The 19,458-nt window shown below is 43.8% G+C and carries 20 protein-coding genes; 5 read left to right on the top strand and 15 right to left on the bottom strand.

The window, feature by feature from the left end:
• Nucleotides 1-24: 24 nt before the first annotated feature.
• Together KXD93_RS03155 and KXD93_RS03150 are read right to left on the bottom strand one after the other, a co-directional pair.
• The gene (locus KXD93_RS03155) at nt 25-624 is read right to left on the bottom strand and encodes an RNA polymerase sigma factor (RefSeq protein WP_258135408.1); all 600 of its coding nucleotides are present in this window, start codon (nt 622-624) and stop codon (nt 25-27) included.
• 94 nt (nt 625-718) lie between these two features.
• On the bottom strand, nt 719-1,588 hold the full coding sequence (locus KXD93_RS03150) for a hypothetical protein (RefSeq protein WP_258135407.1): 870 nt from the start codon (nt 1,586-1,588) through the stop codon (nt 719-721).
• Between the two features lie 223 nt (nt 1,589-1,811).
• On the opposite strand from KXD93_RS03150, the gene KXD93_RS03145 reads away from it, so the two are divergent.
• The 4 genes from KXD93_RS03145 (at nt 1,812) to KXD93_RS03130 (ending at nt 4,135) form a co-directional block, all read left to right on the top strand.
• Nucleotides 1,812-2,837, top strand: a complete 1,026-nt coding sequence (locus tag KXD93_RS03145; RefSeq protein ID WP_258135406.1) for an LLM class flavin-dependent oxidoreductase — start codon at nt 1,812-1,814, stop codon at nt 2,835-2,837.
• 6 nt (nt 2,838-2,843) lie between these two features.
• Nucleotides 2,844-3,206 carry a hypothetical protein gene (locus KXD93_RS03140; RefSeq protein WP_258135405.1) on the top strand — a complete coding sequence of 121 codons (363 nt, stop codon included), beginning with the start codon at nt 2,844-2,846 and terminating at the stop codon, nt 3,204-3,206.
• 102 nt (nt 3,207-3,308) lie between these two features.
• Nucleotides 3,309-3,533: a CHC2 zinc finger domain-containing protein gene (locus KXD93_RS03135; protein ID WP_258135404.1), complete on the top strand. Its 225-nt coding sequence runs from the start codon at nt 3,309-3,311 to the stop codon at nt 3,531-3,533.
• Nucleotides 3,530-4,135 carry a class I SAM-dependent methyltransferase gene (locus KXD93_RS03130; RefSeq protein ID WP_258135403.1) on the top strand — a complete coding sequence of 202 codons (606 nt, stop codon included), beginning with the start codon at nt 3,530-3,532 and terminating at the stop codon, nt 4,133-4,135. Before KXD93_RS03135 ends, KXD93_RS03130 begins: the two co-directional genes overlap by 4 nt.
• A gap of 142 nt (nt 4,136-4,277) precedes the next feature.
• Here KXD93_RS03130 and KXD93_RS03125 read toward each other — a convergent pair whose 3' ends face one another.
• Entirely contained in the window at nt 4,278-4,469 is a 192-nt protein-coding gene (locus tag KXD93_RS03125) for a cold-shock protein (RefSeq protein ID WP_258135402.1), read from the bottom strand.
• A gap of 373 nt (nt 4,470-4,842) precedes the next feature.
• On the opposite strand from KXD93_RS03125, the gene KXD93_RS03120 reads away from it, so the two are divergent.
• Nucleotides 4,843-5,748 (top strand): alpha/beta hydrolase, encoded by a 906-nt coding sequence (locus KXD93_RS03120; protein WP_258135401.1) that lies wholly within the window; start codon nt 4,843-4,845, stop codon nt 5,746-5,748.
• A gap of 48 nt (nt 5,749-5,796) precedes the next feature.
• Here the strand turns inward: KXD93_RS03120 and KXD93_RS03115 are convergent, their stop codons facing one another.
• From KXD93_RS03115 to KXD93_RS03060, 12 genes are all read right to left on the bottom strand, one after another.
• A complete protein-coding gene (locus KXD93_RS03115; protein ID WP_258135400.1) occupies nt 5,797-6,189 on the bottom strand; it encodes a hypothetical protein in 393 nt (130 codons plus the stop codon).
• Between the two features lie 87 nt (nt 6,190-6,276).
• On the bottom strand, nt 6,277-6,759 hold the full coding sequence (locus tag KXD93_RS03110) for a hypothetical protein (RefSeq protein ID WP_258135399.1): 483 nt from the start codon (nt 6,757-6,759) through the stop codon (nt 6,277-6,279).
• A 160-nt stretch (nt 6,760-6,919) separates the two neighbouring features.
• Nucleotides 6,920-8,440 carry a SusD/RagB family nutrient-binding outer membrane lipoprotein gene (locus tag KXD93_RS03105; protein ID WP_258135398.1) on the bottom strand — a complete coding sequence of 507 codons (1,521 nt, stop codon included), beginning with the start codon at nt 8,438-8,440 and terminating at the stop codon, nt 6,920-6,922.
• An 18-nt stretch (nt 8,441-8,458) separates the two neighbouring features.
• Nucleotides 8,459-11,905 (bottom strand): SusC/RagA family TonB-linked outer membrane protein, encoded by a 3,447-nt coding sequence (locus KXD93_RS03100; RefSeq protein WP_258135397.1) that lies wholly within the window; start codon nt 11,903-11,905, stop codon nt 8,459-8,461.
• Between the two features lie 26 nt (nt 11,906-11,931).
• Nucleotides 11,932-12,969: a FecR family protein gene (locus KXD93_RS03095; RefSeq protein ID WP_258135396.1), complete on the bottom strand. Its 1,038-nt coding sequence runs from the start codon at nt 12,967-12,969 to the stop codon at nt 11,932-11,934.
• A 71-nt stretch (nt 12,970-13,040) separates the two neighbouring features.
• Nucleotides 13,041-13,667, bottom strand: a complete 627-nt coding sequence (locus tag KXD93_RS03090; RefSeq protein ID WP_258135395.1) for an RNA polymerase sigma factor — start codon at nt 13,665-13,667, stop codon at nt 13,041-13,043.
• Between the two features lie 133 nt (nt 13,668-13,800).
• Nucleotides 13,801-14,925 (bottom strand): bile acid:sodium symporter family protein, encoded by a 1,125-nt coding sequence (locus KXD93_RS03085; protein WP_258135394.1) that lies wholly within the window; start codon nt 14,923-14,925, stop codon nt 13,801-13,803.
• A gap of 25 nt (nt 14,926-14,950) precedes the next feature.
• The gene (locus KXD93_RS03080; protein ID WP_258135393.1) at nt 14,951-15,880 is read right to left on the bottom strand and encodes an RraA family protein; all 930 of its coding nucleotides are present in this window, start codon (nt 15,878-15,880) and stop codon (nt 14,951-14,953) included.
• 31 nt (nt 15,881-15,911) lie between these two features.
• Entirely contained in the window at nt 15,912-17,204 is a 1,293-nt protein-coding gene (locus KXD93_RS03075) for an amidohydrolase/deacetylase family metallohydrolase (protein WP_258135392.1), read from the bottom strand.
• Between the two features lie 74 nt (nt 17,205-17,278).
• Nucleotides 17,279-18,490 (bottom strand): aminotransferase class V-fold PLP-dependent enzyme, encoded by a 1,212-nt coding sequence (locus KXD93_RS03070; protein ID WP_258135391.1) that lies wholly within the window; start codon nt 18,488-18,490, stop codon nt 17,279-17,281.
• Between the two features lie 11 nt (nt 18,491-18,501).
• Nucleotides 18,502-18,963 carry a RidA family protein gene (locus tag KXD93_RS03065; RefSeq protein WP_258135390.1) on the bottom strand — a complete coding sequence of 154 codons (462 nt, stop codon included), beginning with the start codon at nt 18,961-18,963 and terminating at the stop codon, nt 18,502-18,504.
• A gap of 49 nt (nt 18,964-19,012) precedes the next feature.
• On the bottom strand, nt 19,013-19,453 hold the full coding sequence (locus tag KXD93_RS03060) for a c-type cytochrome (RefSeq protein WP_258135389.1): 441 nt from the start codon (nt 19,451-19,453) through the stop codon (nt 19,013-19,015).
• Between the last annotated feature and the right edge of the window lie 5 nt (nt 19,454-19,458).

Genomic DNA, 19,458 nt, shown 5'->3' with positions numbered 1-19,458 from the left:
ATGTTAACAATAGATTACCTTTAATTACAGGCGTAAATATGAAAGGCAAAGCAATGCCCATATCATCAGTTCAGGATGGCTATCCTGCAGCGTCAATTTTAAACGCTTCAGCGCCTCTGATACATTGTTGCGGACGGTTTTTTCAGAAACATTCAGGATCCCTGCAATTTCTGCGTTTCGCTTTCCCTCATTTTTGCTGAGGTTGTAGCAATTACGCATGGTTTCAGGCAACTGATCAACAACATTCACGATTGTACTATTTAGTTCATATGCCAGTCGATGATCTTCGGCTGAGTGTTCCAGTTCCGAAAGTTGCTGAAGTAGGTATCCCTCACCTTTAATGCGAATATTTTGTTTCCTGTATGCAGAGATCACTTTGTTACGGCTTAAAACATATAGGTAGGTTTTAAAGTCCCGTACATTGGCCAGGCGTGCCCTTGCGTCCCAAAGATTTATGAAGATGTCCTGGGTGATGTCTTTTGCATCATCCTGATCTTCGAGCCTTGCTGCAACTACGGCAAAAACGAATGCCTTGTACTGTTCGTAAATTTCATGAAAAGCAGCCGGATCGCCTTCGCTGCATTTTCTCAATAGCAATTGTTCTGATAAATTTTGATATACCATATTGCCCCGATGATTAATACTGCAAATCTATCCGGCAAATGATTAAGGCTGATTAAGCCAATGTTAACAAACGAATACTTTTGCCGCTAAAAATTTACCAGCCGATATGCATGTAGTTAACATTGTTTTTGCGGGATGAGGTAACAGCAATTCCTTTATCAGCCTGACCAGTGAATGCAAAACCTTCCAGTTCATCTCCCCTGGCATCAACATTGACTTCCTTTATAACTTCCTGCTGCCCCGTTTGAATAGATTTTTCAAGATCGACATAGGTAAAACGCCACTTACGGCCCTCTATTTGATTTTGTATTAGTACGATAATACCCTTATCATCCAACCAATACAGGTTTTGTACCCATGGCGTACAAGTAAATTTCTTATATAACACACCGGGTTCACTGGTTTTTGAACAGTGGCTTAATCGCTCCGGATCATATAACCTCACCTCATTCCCGTGATTACCATAATCGGCTGTTGCTACATACCATTTATTATGGTATTTAACATATTCGGGCCGCGTACCCTGGATGCAGGCGTCATCTTCAATCGTTTTGAGCAGGTTGCCGTCTAATGTTCCTGTCTTCCACAAACCATTCCAGTTAATATAGTAGATAAAAGCCTTCCATGCAGTCTCTCCCTTAGGTGGTTTAACAGAATTTCCCATAAATACTGGCATATCACCATGATATGCTATCCCGGTAGGATGGTTAATTATGTTCTTACCATCGATGGTTAGTTTACATTCCTTATGGTCATATACAAGGGTATCTTTATCAAAAGAAAATTGCCTGATCATACCAACTTCGCGGTCACCATATAGCAGCGCTTTTCCATGCTGAATGGATACACCCTGGCAGGCTCCTAATGAATCAATAGTTGATTCTTTTACAATATCCATCTGAATATCCGATTTAAAAAAGACGGATATTACCCCGGTAACTAATAAAATAACAGTAATCTTCATTTTAATAAATTTTCCGATAACCCCTAAATAACCTGTTAGCAAGAATTTTAAAGAATTCCGGCTACAAATTGAATAGTTACATGTTGTTGTAATGTTAAGCAGGCGTTATTTCATAGTCATAAGAAAACACGTACCAGGTTATCCGCAAAAAAAATTGAACCGAAGAACCTTATTACCTTAAGAATACAAATGAAACCGCTCAAAAAGCCGAACTTTGCAGGTAATGGAAATAGGAATAGACAGCTTTGCCTCGGCAATGTATGGTACCAATAATACTCTTAGCAGCGTAGATGCGATGCAGCAATTGCTTGAAAGGATTACCATGGCCGACGAGGTCGGGCTTGACGTTTTTGGGATTGGTGAACACCATAAAAAAGAGTTTTTAGATTCGGCCACCGTGGTGATCCTGGCTGCAGCGGCAGCACGAACCAAACATATTCGCTTAACCAGCGCGGTAACAGTACTAAGTGCTGCAGACCCTGTACGGGTATATCAAAGCTTTGCCACACTGGATCTGGTCTCAAAAGGACGAGCCGAACTTGTGGTTGGAAGAGGTTCTTCCATCGAAGCCTATCCCCTGTTTGGGTTCGACCTGAATGATTACGACAAGCTTTTTAAAGAGAAGCTAGACCTACTGCTAAAGATCCGTGACAATGAGTTTATTACCTGGGCGGGCAGATTCCGGCCTGCGTTGGAAAATCTGCCGGTTTATCCCCGGTCGTTGCAGGAAAAACTGCCTGTTTGGTTGGGTGTTGGTGGTACGCCGGAGTCTTTCGTTCGGGCCGGGACATTAGGCCTGCCTTTAATGGTTGCCGTGATCGGCGGGGAGACACATCGTTTCAGGCCACTTATCGACCTTTACCGGGAGGCCGGGCAGCGCGCCGGATTTCAGCCGGAACAATTAAAGGTTGGTTTGCACTCACCGGGTTATGTTGGCAATACGAATGAACAAGCCATAGCCGATTACTATCCCGGCTATGCTGAACTCTGGACAAAGCTGGGCAGAGAGCGTGGCTGGCCGCCTGTAACGAGGCCACAATTTGACAGCCTTGTTGCTCCACGCGGAGTACTTGTAGTCGGCGGACCGGAACAGGTTGCTGAAAAGCTGTTACGACACAGCGAAGCATTAGGTGGAATAAGCAGGTTCACGTTCCAGATGGACAACGCAGGCCTGACCCATGCGCAGTTGATGAAATCCATTGAGCTCATTGGTGCAAAAGTGATCCCCTTAATTAAAAATGCCATTTAACGCCTAATGGATAGTTTCGACGTAAAAATAACAGGCCATTTTGATGATGCCGAAACTCTTTTGGAGGATCTGTTTCGCCCGGGAACCAAACCCCATGAACTTTTAAAAAATGCCCTGGAGCGGGAGTTCCGGCCTAACGGTGCGCCGGAAGTTAAGCAAATGAACATCGACCGAGTGAAATATGGCGCAGCCACCAGTATAGGGAGTTTCCGTGTTGTGCTTAATATTGACTACACATTTGGTTGCGAAGATTTGTTGGTGCAAAAAAACAATGAGGCTTCCGAATGGACATTCACGGTTAACGGTGATCTCATAAGCTTTTACAGTTCTCCGTATATCGATAGCCGCAGCACTGCCGATGAATTTTAAAAAGGCAATAAAGCCTTACAGAATTGCCAACAAAAAGATAATTTTCAACAATATTACAAAGGCCTTTGCCGACACTTACCTGATGGCTATGTTTGCCGCCATATGTCAGACCTTGTTAAAATCGTTTCCAAACACATCACCCTCCGCGAGGGAAGAAAAACCTTAAAAGGCAATTGTCCATTTCACCCGGATCAGTCCGATTCATTCATGGTTTCGCCGGAGAAGAACCTGTTTAAGTGCTTTGGTTGTGGAAAGGAAGGCGGCCCCGTTGAATTTGTCATGTGGATTGAAAACACGAACTTCGGGAACGCCCCAAAAAGAGAATGAGTTCATTAAACGATTCTGCAGCTATTTTTAGATATCACCAGGCCATGATCGGGATCTATGGTCGCAACAGCAGTCATGCCCTGGGCTGGAAAGATACAAATAGCCAGCAGGTTCGCTTCAAAGCCCTTGCCGGTATCGGGGACTTGAATAACTGTTCCATACTTGATGCTGGTTGTGGTTATGGTGATCTTCTGCCCTATCTTTTGGAATTGTATCACCCTATCACTTACACCGGCATAGAACAAATCCCGGACCTTTTGGATGAAGCGACCTGCCGGTATGGTAAATTTCAGAATGCCAATTTTCTTGCCGGTAATTTCACGGCAATGCCGCTACCTTCTGCCGATTATGTGTTTGCAAGTGGTTCATTGAACTACTACAGCATCGATCCGGATTTTATTTTTAAGATTATCGCGAAATTGTATGCGGCTTGCCATCGTGGACTCGCATTCAACCTGTTGAGCGAAATTATACCAAACGGGTTGATTGTTGCCTACGATCCCGAACAAATCATCCGTTATTGTCAATCTGTTTGCCCGAGGGCAACATTGATTAGTGACTATGAGCCAGATGACTTTACTATTTATATGTATCGTTATTAATTATTCGTCAGGAATGACTAACTGCGGTAGCATCCGGGTAAAAAGTCAGTCCAGAAAGGGATCGCTATTTACTTTTCAGTTGCCGGTAACCGCTAAAATCACCGTATACGAATGACGATAAATAAAAGCTGTGAACTTACGTTTAAGCTAATTTAACATTAATTGCACCTGGCCCTTTTTTACCCTCTTCCACATCAAAAGTAACCTCATCTCCTTCGCGGACCTGGCCGCTTAGGCCGGTAACATGCACAAATAAGTCCTTGCCTCCATTACTGGGCGTAATAAAGCCGAAGCCCTTTGATTCATTAAAAAATTTTACTGTTCCTGTTGCCATGATTGTTTTGATAAGCCCACAAGGTACACTTAATTATTCATGAACCTCAATAACTACACCCGATCTATTTTTTGTTACGCCCGGGCTAATTTGCTATATGTGTTTATAAACGCTAAATTTAAAAACGCAGGCATAACAATCACTCGTCTTAAAATTTAAATAAAATGAAGCCAACTAAGGTAATTATTTGCACCCTGGCGCTCGATATACTGTTCCTCATGAGCGCTTGCCGCGTCATGGCCCAGCCACCAATTCGCGATCGGCATACACCTGGTTATGTATCGGCTACGGAATTACCAGATGGCGCCAATCCGTCACCAAATTTGAATGGAAATTTTATTATCGGTCCAACACATGAGCCTGCACCGGATCGATGGTACAAACTAATGTACCACAGGGTACCATATACCACTTTACCATTGATTCGAAGGACAGTAAGATTTATCCTGGCATTGCCCGGGAAGCAAATACATTTGGCACGCCAGACCCGGCAAACCCTGTTAAGTTAATCGTCACTACAAGCCATCCGGTCCCTTACACTCGTGAGGTGGCGGTGTATGTTCCAAAACAATACGTTGTGGGCACGGTAGCGCCATTTATAGTTGGCGCTGATGGGCCAGACAATTTACTTTTCACGGTATTGGATAACCTAATTGCCGAAGGTAAAGTGCCGCCGATGGTTGCCATCTCTATCGGTAATGGCGGCGGCGATGCCCAGGGCAGCGAGCGGGGCCTGGAATATGATACCATGAGCGGCGTGTACGCAGAATTTGTTGAAAATGAAATACTGCCGCTGGTGGAAGGCAAGTGCCAGGTAAAACTAACTAAAGACCCCGCCGGTCGCGCTACAATGGGTGGCAGTTCGGGTGGATCTTGCGCGCTGATCATGGCGTGGTATCACCCGGAACTGTATCACCGCGTGCTTAATTATTCCGGTACTTATATAAATCAGCAATGGCCTTATAACCCGAAAACACCCCATGGAGCCTGGGGATTTCACGACAGTATAATTCCGAAAAACCGCCTGAAACCATTGCGAATCTGGATGGAAGTTGGCGACCGGGACCTTTTTAATCCAAACGTAATGCGCGATAGCATGCATGATTGGGTACTCGCAAATGAAAATATGGCAAAAGCGCTCGCTGCTAAAGGTTATCAATACCAGTTTGTTTTCGCCCGCAATGCCGGGCACGTTGATTATAAAGTAAAAAAGCAAACACTCCCCGAAGCACTGGAGTGGCTTTGGAAAGGTTACCAGCCGGCGAAAGTTACGCAATAACAAATATTAAATTTGATTTACCTGGTATCGCTTTAGGTGATGATTGGATTATTCATGGTTTAAACCGCTGGTGAACTGCACAGCCTTTGGGGTGGCCTTTCCGATCCTTTTGTCCCTGTGCGAAACCAGTTCGCAGATGCGGATCGCAGCCTCTTCGAAATCGTCATGCGTATCGCTAAGCTGTAGCCAGGCGGACTCAAATGTTTCACCTTCGTCAAGCACAAAATCGGTAATTGCCGGTATATCCGCCTTCAGGCCGGCGTGATCCTCCTGCTTTGTAGCGATCCACAAGCCATTATGTTTGCTGTTTTTGCTGACTTTTCGAAGGATCAGTACAATCTTGCCTTCAAAATAAATGTAATACATCCCGATAGCAGGCCTGATGACTACCGTCGCCGGTAGATAATCCAACAGGAAGTCGAAGGGCATCACTTTTTTCATGGGTTCACATGAGTTTTAAAGACCACGTAAATTTATTTTTTCAGGCAATTTTGAGCGGCCGTCATGGACAGTCATACCTCGCCTTTTTTAATGTTTATGAAAGCGCCCAAGGAAATAGCTGATAATGAGCACCAGGGCCATCAGCGCCCACCAGAGGTATTGCCTGCCCTGCAGGCGCTTTACCGTTCTTTGGAGCTCACCAATCCGCGACTCATTTGCCAACTTCTCATTTTGCAGCCGCATATTTTGCTGCTGTAATTTGGCCAGTGTGCCGCCGACAACGACCGGCTTTTGCTGTTCCAAATGATAACGGCGGGTGAAGCCACCCTCCTTGAGGAACCTTTCCCCTTTGGGCTTTAGGATCAGCCTTTCGGGCAGTTCATAATCGCCGTGCTTCCCGGATTCAGCGATCAGGCCCTCCCTGGTCAGCGCTTGCACCATTGCAAAGGCGGCGGCTTCATCCTGGTCAAACAGTTCCAGCAGCTGTCGGCGTGTCAGGCTGTCCGGGATGCCGAAAGCCTCCAGCACCAGGTCAAGCATCTCGCACTCATATTCGTTAAGATCCGTCATCGCCACAAATTTCGCGATATTTCAGGAACAAGGCAAGTAATTGAACACTATGGCATGAAATGCTGATCAAAATTAACCAGTAGCGACAACATGTGTCATAACTACACAAAAAAATCAGGAGGGACTCTCCCTCCTGATTTTAAACTATCATCAACTCAACTTATTGCTTATCCCACCAAATCCTCGTCAGAAAGTCGTCAGGACCCTGGCGGCTTATTGCGGCGGCATAGGACGCCGCGTTAAGATTTTGTTCACTTATGGGGTAAAGCATTCTTCTGAAAATTTTACCCCCGGTAGCATTACCGACATAATTATTAGGTACCAGGGCAGGGTAGCCAGTGCGCCTGTAGGTAGCAAAGGTCTCTTCTGCGTCAGGAAATAGACCCACCCAAAACTCTGTGTAAATCTGTTCCATATTTTGGTCGAGCGTGCCTGCTACAAATTTATGATGTGCTATATAGGTATTGATCTGGTTGTCGGTTATTGTTCCGGTGGCGCCGCCAATTAAAGCCCATTGGCGCATAGAGGCAGAGATCCCGCTTTCATAAGCCGCTGATGCAGTTAAACCATTGTACCAGCCACGCGAGGCTGCTTCAGCCAGCAGGAAATAGCTTTCTGCAGCGGTAAATACGAGGCGGGGGGAACTTAACAGCAATAAAGTTTTGGGATTAGGCTCTGAGTAAGTTGCAAAATCAGCAGGTTTTGTGTTCAGCCCAGCCGACATGCCTTTTTGTATGGCAAAAGAAGTGTCGGCAACCTTGTTGACGTATACAATAGATATTACGCCAAGGCGCGGATCCTTATTTGTTTTAAGATGGCTTATAAATACATCCTGGTATTTACCGCCTTCTGTATTTGTAAAGCCGTCCTGCGCAATATAATCACTGTTCCAAAGATCATTGGCAAGCGGGTTTATGTTGATATCCTGGCCTGAACCTACATAAGGTACTTTGGCTATATCAGCATCGTCTAAAATAACTCCGCCTGTAATAGCTTTTGTTGCCCAGGTTTGCGCTCCGGCAATGTCAACTTTTGTCATGCGCATAGCAAGTCTCAGCATCAGTGAGTAAGCGAATTTCTTCCACTTACCGGGATTGCCGCTATAAATGAGATCGGCATCGCCAAACGTGGCCGACTTACCGGCATCAAGGCTGGTTGCCGACTGGTCAAGCTCTTTGAGCATATCGGCATAGATGTCTTTTTGGGGGTCATAAACGGGTTTATAGATCGCGCCGTTGTAACCTTGGCCTGCCTGTGAGTAAGGAATATCGCCGTACAGATCGGTAAGCCTGCTAAAACAATATACCCGCCAGATGCGGGCCTCGGCAATAAGATTGCTTTGTGATGCATCAGTACCAACTGCCTTTAAAACTTCTACCAGCTCATTGATCTGGTTTGGATAGGCGCTGCTAAACTCTGCTGCCGACTGCTGGCTTTGGGCTAATATGTATTTTGAGCCAAAGCCTGCTACGTCATTAAAGCTGGTTGTGTATTGCATGGTCCCAAGTAAAAGGTTCATCATGCTCGAAACGCCGTCGTATTCAGCTTTGGTAAAGATATACCCGGGGACTGGTTTGGGCGAACTATTTGGATCTGTATTAAACTTTTCAAAGTTTTTGGTACATGATTGAATCGTTATAATGCCAAATATTATCAGCAGACAATAAATATATTTTTTCATCGTATTCAAATTTAAATATTAGAATTTAACAGAAAGGTTTACACCAAGTGAACGGGTGCGTGGTAAACCGATTGATTCAAAGCCCTGGTCATTGCTGTTGGTAAAACTTTGCTCCGGATCAAAATTATCGGTCTTTTTATATATCGTCCACAAGTTACGTGAGACCAATGAAATAGTCGCCGACTGGATATTCACCGCTTTTAAATCAAGTACAGGCAGGTTGTAGGATAGAATTACCTGGCGCAACTTAACAAAGCTTCCATCGTGTAAAAACAGGTCTGAATAGATTTTATAATTATCATAGTAGGTACGCAAGCCGCTAACAGGAACGGTACGGGTATACGGAGCGCCGGTTTGGTCAACACCATTTAATACCAATCCGTTTTCGCGGCCTGGCAGGGTCATTTTGGTTAAACCAAGGCGTGTGGCATACACATCCGCTTCTGAAAACACCTTGTTGCCAAATTTTCCGTCGAGCAGGAAGCTAAGGGAAAACCTTTTGTACCTGAATTCGTTGGTTAAACCCATTGTTACCGGTGCAACGCTTTTTCCAAGAGGGGTATAGCCCGTGGCAACAGGCAACCCGGTAGTCTTGTTGAATATTACCTGGCCATTAGCGTTTTTTGCCATTTGTGTAGTATATATGGTACCAAATGCCAGGCCTTCAGTATTATTTAGCAAGCCGTAGTTGTTTACAGTTGCGGCAAGCTGTATGGTAGATAACCCCGGTGCAAGCCTTACTATTTTATTATCATTATAAGCTACGTTATAACTAACATTCCAGCTAAAAATTTTTGATTTAACAGGTGATCCGTCCAACATTACTTCAATACCTTTATTATCCATTTCGCCAACATTCAGTATAACATTATTATAGCCTGATGTTGAGGATATAGCGGTGTTCACAATGTCATTAGTGGTTTTACGGTTGTACACGGTAACATCCAAACCTAACCTGTTCTGCAGCATCTGTAATTCAATGCCCGCTTCAGAAGTGGTAGAAGTATAGGGTTTAAGGTGACTATTGGTGATATCATTGCTGGATACGTTTTGCAGAGGCGGCCCGGCGCTGGGGATGCTTAGGTAAGCAAGGTTAATTTTATATGCATCCGGTGTGCCGCCACCTACCTGTGCCCATGAAGCCCTTAGCTTGGCTAAAGTGAAAAATTCGGGCAGCTTTACAGCGTCAGACAGGATGAAACTTCCACCTATACTGGGATAGAAAATGCTGTTATTTTGCGGGCTAAGGGTTGAAAACCAATCTTTACGACCCGTAAATGACAAGAATAGTAAACTTTTATAATCAAAATCGGCCGACCCAAATATTGAATTAGTTACTATCTTGGCATAATACGGCGTCGTTTTTATTTTTGCAAGGTTAGTTGTACTGTAAAAGAAAGGTATTGTAAATTGTGATCCGTCAGTGGTTTGCTGGTTGGTAACATTTTGACGGCCGTTAACCCCTCCCAGAATGGATACGTTTATATCTTTTACAATTTTTGTTTTGTAAGTGCCGGTAACCAATTCATTTGTTTCAGAAACGTCTGATTGAATTCCCTGGTATTGGCCGGTTAACATGTACAGCGTGCCTGAGGGCAATATGTTCGAATAGGTATAATTATAAAAATCGCGGCTTAATGTAGCTTTAAAAGTAAGGTCTTTTATTGGGGTATATAAAACAGACCCTTGCCCGATAAAACGGTCTTTAACGTCATCCTCTTTAAATTTATTGATAACAAAGTAACCGTTTGAAGCGATGGCGGCATCATTCCAAACTATTTCGTTCCCGTTGGCATCGTACCCCGGTTTCAGCCAGCGTATATCCACCGTATTAGCAACTTCAAGGGGCGTCCAGTTGGGGTTACCTAACGCATCGCCGGCTCCGGTACGGTTATGCCCGGTTTCGATATTATATTGGGCAAGGGCCTCAACGGATATTTTACTGCTCAGTTTGGCGTTTAATGCCAGGTTAAATGTTTTCCGGTCATAAGTAGTTCCCGGTAAAATACCTCTACTATTGAGATCAGCTAGCGAGAACCGATAGGTAATACCTTCGTTGCCGCCTACAAACGCAAGGCTGTTGGTATAAGTGCTGCCTGTTTGATAATAATTTTTCAGGTTATCCTTTTGTGCAACATACGGGTGAGTTTTTCCGTCAACAGCCACGTAATCTGTTGATCCGTCAATTTTAGCACCCCATGACCGCCTGCCGGTAGCCTGTGCCTGAGCCAACGTCAATGGTTTAACACCTCCGTCACCCTGGCCATATTCATATTGATAGTCAGGAAAAACAGCAACATTATCATAGGTTGCAGTAGTGTTGAATTCAATGCCTATACCTTTTTGGGCACGGCCCTTTTTGGTAGTGATAAGGATTACGCCGTTTGCAGCACGTGAGCCATACAGAGCAGCGGCGGTACCCCCTTTAAGCACACTAATTGTTTCAATATCGTCCGGGTTAATAGCACCAATACCATCGCCGCGGTCAACGTTATTGGTTGTTCCGTTTGTAGTTGGCGGGCCGCCAGGCACACTGTTATCAATAGGCATACCGTTTACCACATATAGTGGCTGGTTATCGCCGGCCAGGCCGCCGTTGCCCCTGATAACTATCCGGCTTGAACCACCGGGCCCGGTGGACAGGCCTGCAGCATTTACACCTGCAATTTTACCTGATAACCCATTAGCCACGTTGTTTTCACGGGCCTGGGTAAATTCGCTGCCCTTTACTTCGGTTACCGAATAACCGAGCGATTTTCTTTGCTTGCTTATACCAAGAGCGGTAACCACAACTTCATTGAGGGTGCTGGTATTTTTCTTTAATTTTATTTGAACGGGCTCAGCCGGATTAGAAACTGTCAGCTCTCCCCGGTCGTAACCAATGTAAACAACCTGGAGTACAATTGCCTTATCAGCGTATTTATCGGGTATAACCAGTTTGAAATTACCGGATGCATCTGTGGATGTACCTATTTTAGGATCGGCTTTTAGCAGAACAGAAGCGTCGCTAATTGGTTCATTACTGGCTGCATCCACAACCTTTCCGGTAACAACAACTAAAGCCGCAACACGGTTATCAGACGACTCCTTTAAAGAAAAAATAGAGATCTGGTTGTCATTGATCTTGCGGTATTCCAGCTGAAAAACTGACAACAGTTGTTTCAGGTTGTCGTCAAGATTAAACATGCGGGCATTAGTGACCAAACTGGCCGGTACAAATTTGTTGTCAAGCAGTCCTTCGTGGTAAGCAATCTGGATTTTGAATTGCTTTTTAAGATTGTCGAGCGCATCCTTTAACAACACTTTGTTTTCGCCGACCTGTTGCACTGTAAGGTTCCTGGCCTTTAAATGAAAGCTGTTGTTGCTGGCGAGGGCTGTTTGGCCAAAGCCGTAAACTGACTGGCCGAGCAAAGCCAACAAGAAACAGCAACATTTTAAGAAAGCTGATAAGTCAAGTTTTTGCATAATTAGTTTGTTTAAAGGTTAGTTTGTTAGTTTTCTGTGATGGTAATATTTTTATCAGTATGCGTAATTTTTACTGATAATGTGGTGGCAATGGTTTCCAGCAACTCGTCAACGTTTGATACACTTATCTCTCCCTCAATTTTCAGATCGCCAAGTTTAGGGTTCTGAATTTCAATATGATAGCCGTAATCATCGGTCATTACCTCACTGATCTGGGCTAGGGTAGCATTATTAAATAGAAGTTGATGGCTGGTCCACTCTGTAAGCTTTTCGGGCACAGCAAGCTTTTTCTGCTCTACCACGTGTTTTTGGGCATATTCCACGTAATCGCCTTTTTTCATAACAAGCAATTGATTGCTGCTTGATACTTTGTCAAGATATTCCAAACGGATTTTACCGCTAATCAAGCCGACATTGGTTTTGTTATGGCGTGTACGTACGTTAAAGGACGTACCTAATACCTCAATATTAATATCGTTGCAGTGAACAATAAATCTTTCGGTAGCTTTTATATGAGCTGGATTTTTGTTGATGTGCCTCACATTAAAAAAGCCTTCTCCGCTAATCCAAACTTCCCTCGCCTTTTTATTCCAGTTGTTTACATAACTCAATTTAGAGTTCCCATTTAGAATAACTATTGAGTTATCGGGCAGTGTAATAGTGCGCACCTCGCCAAAGGCAGTGGCAATCACAGTGGTTGTATTATGGTTAAGTACCCATATTGTAATAGCTACAGATGAAACCAACAGCACCATTGCTGCAATACGCATAAATGTATTTAACCGGAATACTTTTTGCTTTGGAGCGCGCTGCAATTGAAGAGAGGCCTCAATATTTCCCCAGATTTTTTGCTGGCTACCTTCATTTGTAAAAACATCCTGTTGGCGATAAGCGCGTATGATTTTTGAAGCTTCATCAATCGCTTCCTGTTGTGCCGGATACATGGCAGTAACCGAGCGCCAAAAATTTATATCATTTTCTGATGGGTTAATTACAAAGCGAACAAAATCGTCGTCATCTAAAAAATCCGGAACGGTGTAGGTACTGTATTTCGCAATCTTCATGTATATAAGTTTCTTATTTAAAACCTATATACATGGCTACCCCTAAATTATCCCTTTGAAAATGAAAAAAATTATTTTGTGTGAATATTTGTGCTTAAACAAGAATAAAGACTTAAGAAAATAACCAGTTTGGATGTTTTTAATGCGGTCTGCAGATTATTAAAAGCCTTATAAATGAGCTTATATGCCGAGCTGGTATTTATCTCCATGATATCGGCAATTTCTTCATAGCCTAAGCCTTCGTAAAAGCGGAGGAAAATAATTTCCTGCTGCCTCGCCGGTAAATCTTTAATAACCGATCTTAGCTTATATTGCAGCTCACGCTCCTCTTCGTCAGCCATGATACGGTGGTCAAAAGAAATTTCAAAGGAAAAATTATAATTCGGCTCTTCCTCAAGGTCAACAAACCGCGATTGAGATTGTAATTTGCGGAAGATTATATTTCGCAGCGACTTGTACAGGTAATTTTTTACGGATACGGGATTACCTAACGAAGCCCTGTTTGTCCATAATTTAATAAACAAATCATGTATAGCGTCCTCAATAATATTTACGTCTCTTGTAAATTTATAACCGTAATTATTGAGCATTTTAAAGTAATTGTTGTATAATTTCCTGTATGCCTCCCAATCACCTTCTTTAAAGGCAATCCATATTGCAGTGTTATCTTCGTTAAAACTCACAATACTTTCACGCATAATTTAATTAATACTACATACTTCTTAAAAAAATTGAAAATAGTATATTTTATTAAATATAACAATAATTTTACATAGGATTCAATATTATGTGTCGCATTAATGCAATACATAATATTGAATCAAAAGATTTTTACCTGGTTAATTCCCCTTTTAATACTGAAGAGTCATGTTCTTCCACTTTAAGCGGTTTGCGGTGCCAGTAATTAGCCAGCAATGATCCCGTAATATTCATTAGTGGGCCAAACACAGCTGGAGCAAGGCCTACCGTAGCAATTTTACCCATTCCCTTTGCTATACCCGATGCAAGCCCTCCGTTTTGCATTCCCACTTCTATGGCCATTGTACGGCAATCACGCTCGGGCATTTTGAATAAACGCCCGGCCCAGTAGCCCAATGTGTAGCCGGTTAAATTATGGATCAGCACCAGTAATACCAGCAAAAAGCCAATGTGCAGCAGGCTATCTCTGCCTGCGGCCGTAATTACCACAATAATGGCGGCTATCCCGAACATTGATACCAGCGGCATCAATGTCTCTACCCATGAAGCTTTTTTTAGTAAGTATTTATTGAAAACAATACCTGCACCAATAGGGATGATCACCATTTTTGTGATGTCCCACATCATGCTCAGCATATCTATTTTAATAAACGTACCGCCCAGAAGTTTCATAAGGAGCGGCGTAAAAAATGGCGCCAACATGGTTGATACAGCGGTTATGGTGATGGACAATGCCAGGTTAGCTTTAGCCAGGTATGAGATCACGTTTGAAGCCATACCGTTTGGCGAGCAACCTATCAGGATTATACCGGCGGCAATTTCGGGTGGGAAACCGCTTAATTTGGCTAATGTAAAACCAAGCAGCGGCATGATAATAAAATGGCTTCCAACGCCTATAAACACGCCTTTTGGCATTTTAATAACCCCAGCAAAATCGCCAATGCTCATAGATGTGCCCATTCCAAACATAATAAGTTGTATGAGCGGTGTAATAAGCCCGGCCAGTTTAAAACCATTTACCTGGACAAAATACTGCGGATAATATAAGGCAGTCGTCACCGCTGCAAAAATGATAAGCGTATACGAAAAACCTTTTGTGAGTTCTGACCCTCGGGAGGCAAGGGATAACATTACAAAAAAAGCAATGACAACGGGCCCTGCATGGCCGATGCCTTCCTGGAAGGCCCACCAGGCGGCACCAAGAAGGCAAAGTACCGCAATGCCCGCAACACCCTTATAGATATTAATACTTTTCAACTGTTTAAATTTAGGTCTGGGTTTATTACCAGGTACGTTTTTCCATAAAGGCATCTAATTGTGCCCTTGTTATTCTTACTTCATTAGGGTTTTGGTCGAGCCATTTCATGAAGGTGTCCTTGATCTTGTCGGTCCATTGGCTGTCAATTTCGCCAGTGGCAAATGTGCCCGCTTTAAGCATAGCGTGACTGAATTTATCGCGGAGGTCAATAAATTCGGCGACAGCTATCACTTTTTCGGCTAAATGGGCAGGGATAAAAAGCACACCTTCTTTTTCTGAGATTACCAAATCGCCCGGTAGCACAACAGCTCGGCCTATTCGAATAGGCGTATTAAGCCCCATCAATACCATCTCTTCTAAATAGGAAGGATCAAAATCGCGTACAAAGGCATTAAACCCCTTGATATCCCTTAACCCACTCAAATCGCGCGCAGAGCCGTCAAAGATTACCCCGTTACCTGATTTACTGAATATCGAGTTTCCAAGGTTGTCACCTATTAACGTTCCTCCCCTTATCTTCCCGAAGCCATCAGCAACATAGACGTCCCCCTTAGTCAAAACATCTATAGGCCACGAATTGGTGTTGCCCTTTCGGCCCTGCTTTACACCTCGGTCTTTAATGTTTTTTTCGATGTCCGGTCGGCTTGGCATAAACATGGCGGTAACCGCACGACCGACAACCGGCACTGTATCATTCACCAATTTCCAGCCGCCTTCAAACTGGTTATTGTAGCCTTCGTTTTTTAACACTGTCCAGGCTTCCTCAATGCCAATTTTTTTTGCTCTTTCAATCAGGGCATCCGGTATTTTCGGCCTACCGTCAGCAAAGCGTTCGCCTTTCCATTCTGATGTATAAAATATCAGTTCATCTCTCGAAATGGTTTGCGCCTTAGCGGAACCAAAGCTGCCAATGCCCGTAATAAGCGCTAATGTTAAAAGTTTATAGTATTTCATAATTTATATTCAAAACAAAATGTACCTAAAGTTAATGGGTTTCTGACTTTAACGCTGCCGCCTTGCTTTTGGAAACCTTTTTAGGGGGATAAACAGGTGTTGCCAACCCGTCAAGATCGTAAACAATGTTACCGGCCCTTATGGTAAGCTCACACTCCAGTTTCTTATCGGTAGTTACCTTATACCCTGTATAATCAAACAAACCGAATTTGCCTTCGCGAACGTTTAATATCGCTATATCGGCGCCAGCACCTACGGATAAGTTACCCAACTCCTCATGTTTTATTTCTTTCGCCGGGTTTGAAGTACTGGCCTGTATTACGTCATGCAGGGACATGCCCATTGCTAAAAATTTCGTCATGCAGGTAAGCATATCCTTCATGGCGTCATTCATGCTGCCAACATGCAGATCAGTGCTGATAGAATTGGGAAAGAAACCTTCCTTTATTGCAGGCAATGCTTGTGAATAAGCAAAGCTGATACCGCCATAACCTACGTCAAAAATTATCCCGCGTTTCCGGGCTTCATTAACAAAAGGCTTTATTTTATTGGTCTGCAGGTCTACAAGATACTCACGGCTGCCTAACTGGCCAAAACAATGGGTGAAAATATCGCCTGGACGCAGGTGTTTTATAAACAGCTCTTCAATTGACAGCGGCGGATTGCTTCCGCCGAAATCTATCATCACCGGGATGCCGCCTGCAAGCGTACCGGCTTCTACCGCACGATCGGTTGGTGTCCAGTCGTGCCCTTCGAAATGGGCCAACTTAATGCCTACTACAATATCCCTGTATCTTTTTGCAACCAGGGCAGTCATCTTCGCGTCCATGTCGTTAACGTTTTGCTCGTAGCCGCCGCGCATACCCTCGCCAACAATATTTAAAAGCGCCAATACCCGGGTTTTTGAAACATCAATGGTTTGGCTTTTAAACGTTGGGAAGGTTCTCCAGCCCGAACTGCCGGCGTCCACAACAGTAGTTACGCCATTCCTGAAAGTAAATCCGTCAGGAGATATGCCCAGGTTCCCGTCTTCATATTGATGATCCGGCTGCGTACCATAAAAATCATGCGTATGAATATCTATCAGTCCGGGCGTAACATACATCCCCTTTGCGTCAACCACCTGGATCCCCTGTTTTGGGTCGATATCCTTCGACACGAGGGCTATCTTACCATCAGCAATGGCAAGATCCATAACTGCATCGATGTTGTTTTTAGGGTCGATAACGTGTCCGCCCTTGATCACAATATCATATGATTGCGCCATACACACCTGGCCGACCGTTCCTAAAAAGGTCAGCAATAAGAAGTACTTTTTTAGCATTTTAAAATATAGGTTAATTCACTATAAAATATCACGGGTTATAACCCTGGTGCACCAGTAAGTTCAAGCTGTTTTTAAACAGCCTGTTGCAATATTGATTTTACTCTTTTTGCTACAACATCAACCTGGTCGGGCCTTAAAAGCACAACGCCGATAGTCAGGTGCTCGTGTCTTCCGCCGGCAACAATACTTGGCGTGCCGCTTTTCAGGGCTGTTACCACCTCTTCAGGTTTAATTTTAATTTTAGTTTGGTCCCAGGTTACATTTAAGCTCGGAAAGGCATTGGCTGGTCCCGGGTCAACTGCAACTTCGGTTTTAACACTTGGCAGGCTTTCCAGCATTGAGCCAATGGTTTTGGTGCGTTGGATCCAATCTTCCCACTCCTTTTTATGATCTCTTTCCAGGTAAGCCTTCAGGGCAGCGTACATGCCAAACATTTCTTCCTTATTAACTTTCATCGGCCTGCCGATAGGTGCTTCATTAGGGCTGTGATTAAGGCGGGCTGCGGTTATCAAATCCTTACGTCCAAACAACAGACCGGCACTTTGAGGTCCACGGATCATTTTACCACCCGAAAAAGTTACCAGGTCAAAACCGATCTTCTGATATTTAAAAAGATTTTCAACAGGCGGTACATCCGCAGCTGCATCTAAAAGTGTTGGGATCTTATGCTTTTTGGCAACTGCCACAAAATCTTCGTGCGAAATACTGCTTTTACCTGCTGCGTTAAAAAATAGCGCCATTACCGTGCGCTCATTAATGGCCTTCTCCATTTCGGCGGCACCGTCAACCTCGATAATTTTGGCGCCGGTTGTAGTTACAGCCTGGTCAAAAAGGTAGCGATGTGTTTTCTGCATAATTACTTCAGGCCGCGGCCCTGGCAGATTTGGTAACAGCTTGATCTTTTCAGGATCGGTACCGGTTATGGCAGCGGCAGTACTCAGCAAAATGGCGCATGCTGCACCTGAGGTAACCATGGCTGATTCCACATGAAGCATTTCTGCAATTTTAGCGCCTACTTTGTCCTGCACTTCGTACATATTGGCAAAATCATGCGCGGTTGAATTAATCGCCTCCAATACTTCCGGAAGCATTAATGAACCTGATAAAAAAGTCATGGTTACCGATGCATTAATCACCGGTGTAACGCCGAGCTCTTTAAACAAATCGCGCTCTGTTGTTTTTGGTGGGTGTGTGGTAGTCGCTCCAATTGCGGCGGCCTTGCTCACCAACCCGCTCGCTAATGGCAATAAGGTGAGGCCTTTTAATATATCTCTGCGTTTCATTTTTATAGCTGTTATATGTAAGCAATACAATCCATTTCTACCAGCGAGTTACCCGGTACACCTCCCTTGGCCACTGCAACAGTGGTACGCACGGGTGGATTTTTACCAAAGCGGCCTTTGTAAACCTCGTTCATACCCTGGTAGTCAGCTATATCATTCAGGAATACTCCTACTTTTAGTACTTTTTCCATTGATGAGCCGGCTTTTATCAATTCTTTTTCCAGCTCCTTCAATACAATTTCGGTGTGTGCCTTAATTTCAAACGGCTCAACATGCGCTCCTTTACCAGCTATAAAAACCATATTACCAAGCTTAGTTGATCCGGAAAATAAAGGCACATCCTGTAATGTTGTTACATTGTTAACAACCTTTTCCTCAGCAGGCGCTCCTATAGCATCTTTGCTTATTCCGAATACAGATAATCCAACTGCCGAGGCCAGCATTTTTTTTAAAATTGATCTTCTCTTTTCCATGTTGTTTTAGTTTTAGTTTGTATGATGTTTGTTTTATTGCTATTCCAGGTTATTTCGAGTTGAGAGGAGGACTTTTTGAATTTAATGTGAGAATATATTTTACAATTTTATTGGCATCTTCCGGTGTAATTGTAGGATGCGGAGCCATCGGAACAGGCCCCCATACCCCCTTGCCCCCACTAATTACCCTTTGCGAAAGCAGATTAACCGTATTTTGATCCTGGGGATATTTTTCCGCAACTGCAATGTATGCCGGGCCAACTAATTTGGTGTCTATTTTATGGCAGGCAAGGCAGTCGGATTTAGCAATAAGGGCCTTACCGTCTTCAAGTTCCGCCGGAGTTGCAAATGGCGGCGGAGGGGGGATTTCTTTAGCAGCGGCCGGTGTTACCTTCTTTTTTATAATACCTTTTTTCTTTACCTGTGCCGATGAATGGCTGGCGAAAGCAATAAACGTAACGTATAAAATCGCAGTTATTAATTTGTTCATCTTCA

The sequence above is a fragment of the Mucilaginibacter phenanthrenivorans genome (assembly GCF_024721155.1).
GTDB lineage: Bacteria > Bacteroidota > Bacteroidia > Sphingobacteriales > Sphingobacteriaceae > Mucilaginibacter > Mucilaginibacter phenanthrenivorans.
Note: the sequence above shows the minus strand (reverse complement) of the source record. Positions and strands in the feature narration are given on the sequence as shown.

Bases quoted from the DNA above. Each gene is read 5' to 3' on its own strand.
- KXD93_RS03080 (WP_258135393.1), bottom strand. From the start codon at position 15,880: ATGAAATACTATAAACTTTTAACATTAGCGCTTATTACGGGCATTGGC.
- KXD93_RS03135 (WP_258135404.1), top strand. From the start codon at position 3,309: ATGTCAGACCTTGTTAAAATCGTTTCCAAACACATCACCCTCCGCGAG.
- KXD93_RS03065 (WP_258135390.1), bottom strand. From the start codon at position 18,963: ATGGAAAAGAGAAGATCAATTTTAAAAAAAATGCTGGCCTCGGCAGTT.
- KXD93_RS03100 (WP_258135397.1), bottom strand. From the start codon at position 11,905: ATGCAAAAACTTGACTTATCAGCTTTCTTAAAATGTTGCTGTTTCTTG.
- KXD93_RS03150 (WP_258135407.1), bottom strand. From the start codon at position 1,588: ATGAAGATTACTGTTATTTTATTAGTTACCGGGGTAATATCCGTCTTT.
- KXD93_RS03070 (WP_258135391.1), bottom strand. From the start codon at position 18,490: ATGAAACGCAGAGATATATTAAAAGGCCTCACCTTATTGCCATTAGCG.
- KXD93_RS03125 (WP_258135402.1), bottom strand. From the start codon at position 4,469: ATGGCAACAGGAACAGTAAAATTTTTTAATGAATCAAAGGGCTTCGGC.
- KXD93_RS03075 (WP_258135392.1), bottom strand. From the start codon at position 17,204: ATGCTAAAAAAGTACTTCTTATTGCTGACCTTTTTAGGAACGGTCGGC.
- KXD93_RS03140 (WP_258135405.1), top strand. From the start codon at position 2,844: ATGGATAGTTTCGACGTAAAAATAACAGGCCATTTTGATGATGCCGAA.
- KXD93_RS03120 (WP_258135401.1), top strand. From the start codon at position 4,843: ATGGTACAAACTAATGTACCACAGGGTACCATATACCACTTTACCATT.
- KXD93_RS03110 (WP_258135399.1), bottom strand. From the start codon at position 6,759: ATGACGGATCTTAACGAATATGAGTGCGAGATGCTTGACCTGGTGCTG.
- KXD93_RS03095 (WP_258135396.1), bottom strand. From the start codon at position 12,969: ATGAAGATTGCGAAATACAGTACCTACACCGTTCCGGATTTTTTAGAT.
- KXD93_RS03145 (WP_258135406.1), top strand. From the start codon at position 1,812: ATGGAAATAGGAATAGACAGCTTTGCCTCGGCAATGTATGGTACCAAT.
- KXD93_RS03155 (WP_258135408.1), bottom strand. From the start codon at position 624: ATGGTATATCAAAATTTATCAGAACAATTGCTATTGAGAAAATGCAGC.
- KXD93_RS03105 (WP_258135398.1), bottom strand. From the start codon at position 8,440: ATGAAAAAATATATTTATTGTCTGCTGATAATATTTGGCATTATAACG.
- KXD93_RS03130 (WP_258135403.1), top strand. From the start codon at position 3,530: ATGAGTTCATTAAACGATTCTGCAGCTATTTTTAGATATCACCAGGCC.
- KXD93_RS03115 (WP_258135400.1), bottom strand. From the start codon at position 6,189: ATGAAAAAAGTGATGCCCTTCGACTTCCTGTTGGATTATCTACCGGCG.
- KXD93_RS03090 (WP_258135395.1), bottom strand. From the start codon at position 13,667: ATGCGTGAAAGTATTGTGAGTTTTAACGAAGATAACACTGCAATATGG.
- KXD93_RS03060 (WP_258135389.1), bottom strand. From the start codon at position 19,453: ATGAACAAATTAATAACTGCGATTTTATACGTTACGTTTATTGCTTTC.